This is a genomic window from Herbaspirillum sp. B65 (assembly GCF_000333555.1).
Classification (GTDB): Bacteria; Pseudomonadota; Gammaproteobacteria; order Burkholderiales; family Burkholderiaceae_D; genus Herbaspirillum; species Herbaspirillum rubrisubalbicans.
The window spans coordinates 1-1,762 of the sequence record NZ_BADI01001082.1 but is presented as its reverse complement, the minus strand read 5'-3'; the positions used below and the strand labels follow the sequence as shown (position 1 = coordinate 1,762).

The 1,762-nt window shown below is 66.0% G+C and carries 2 protein-coding genes; both read left to right on the top strand.

The window, feature by feature from the left end; genetic code table 11:
- Positions 1–309 (top strand): aspartate dehydrogenase domain-containing protein (locus tag I5W_RS25705; protein WP_044531385.1); only part of this gene is annotated, 309 nt, incomplete at its 5' end.
- A gap of 25 nt (positions 310–334) precedes the next feature.
- A partial coding sequence (locus tag I5W_RS25700; RefSeq protein WP_199901809.1) for an aldehyde dehydrogenase occupies positions 335–1,762 on the top strand: 1,428 nt, incomplete at its 3' end.

The following is a 1,762-nucleotide window of genomic DNA, read 5'->3' as shown; positions in this document are numbered from 1 at the left end:
TGGCTGACCCAGGGCCGGCATGATTTTGAAGGCAGCGCCCGCGAGGCTGCGCGCCTCTATCCGAAGAATGCCAATGTCGCCGCCACCCTGTCGCTGGCCGGCCTGGGCCTGGATGACACCCGCGTGCGCCTGTACGCCGACCCCGGCGTGAGTGAGAACGTCCACCACGTGGAGGCGCGCGGCGCCTTCGGCGGTTTCGAACTGACCATGCGCGGTAAGCCCCTGGCGGCCAACCCCAAGACCTCGGCGCTGACCGTCTACAGCGTCGTGCGCGCCCTGGGCAATCGTGCCCATGCGCTGTCGATCTGAGCATTGCAAGCATAGGCCCACCATGATGAACCTCAAGGAAATACTGCCCATCTGCATCGCCGGCCAATGGCGCCTGGGCAGTGGCGAGCCCTACGCCACCCACTATCCCGCCACCGGTGAAGTGGTCGCTACGCTCCATGCCGCCAGCGTGGCCGATGTGGAAGACGCCATCGCCGGCGCCGACCTGGCCTTTCGCAGCAGCGGCTGGGCGCACAAGAAAGCGCATGAACGCGCCGCCGTGCTCTATCGCGTGGCGCAACTGATCCGCGAACGCAGCGAAGCGCTGGCACAGATGCAGCGCCTGGACAATGGCAAGCCGATCAGCGAAACGCGGGCCCTGGTCGCCAGTGCCGCAGCCACCTTCCAGTTCTTCGCCGCCGCCTGCGAGACGCTGGAAGAAACGCTCACACCGATGCGCGGCGACAATCTCACCATGAGCCTGTATGAGCCCATGGGCGTGGTGGCCGCCATCACGCCCTGGAATTCGCCCATTGCCAGCGAGGCACAGAAGATGGCCCCGGCCCTGGCCGCCGGCAATGCGGTGGTGGTCAAGCCGGCAGAAGTGACGCCACTGGCGGCCCTGGAACTGGCGCGCATCTGCATCGAGGCCGGGGTGCCGGCGGGCATGATCAGCGTATTGCCGGGCAAGGGCTCGGTGATTGGCGATGCCATTACGCGGCATCCGTTGGTCAAGCGCGTCTCCTTTACCGGCGGCACCACCACCGGCAAGCACATTGCCCATATCGCTGCCGACAAGATGATGCCGGTCTCGCTGGAACTGGGCGGCAAGTCGCCCACCATGGTGTTCGAGGATGCCGATGTGGATCATGCGGTGGCCGGTGTGCTCTACGGGATCTTCAGCAGTTCCGGTGAGTCCTGCATCGCCGGTTCGCGCCTGTTCGTGGCACGCGCGCTCTACGATGGCTTCATGGAGCGCCTGGCCGCCGCTGCCGCCGCCTTGCGCGTGGGCGATCCGGCCGATGCGCGCACGCAGATGGGGCCGCTGATCACGGCACGTCATCGTGAAGGCATCGAGCGCTACGTCGAGCTGGGCGTGGCCGAGGGGGGACGTATCCGTACCGGTGGCGTGCGTCCCCAGGGGGCGCAGTTCGAACGCGGTTACTACTACACGCCCACCATCATCGAAGGGGTGAGCAACCAGCAGCGCATCTGCCAGGAAGAAATCTTCGGCCCGGTACTGGTGGCCATGCCGTTCGACGATGAAGACGACCTGATCGCGCAGGCCAATGACAGCGTCTATGCGTTGGCCGCCGGTATCTGGACGCGCGACTACAAGCGTGCCTGGCGCATCGGCCGGGCGGTGCAGGCCGGCAATGTCTGGATCAACACCTACAAGCAATTCTCGATCTCGACGCCCTTCGGCGGCTGGCGCGACAGTGGCCTGGGACGCGAGAAGGGCCGGCTGGGCATCCTGCAATACATGAGCAGAAGG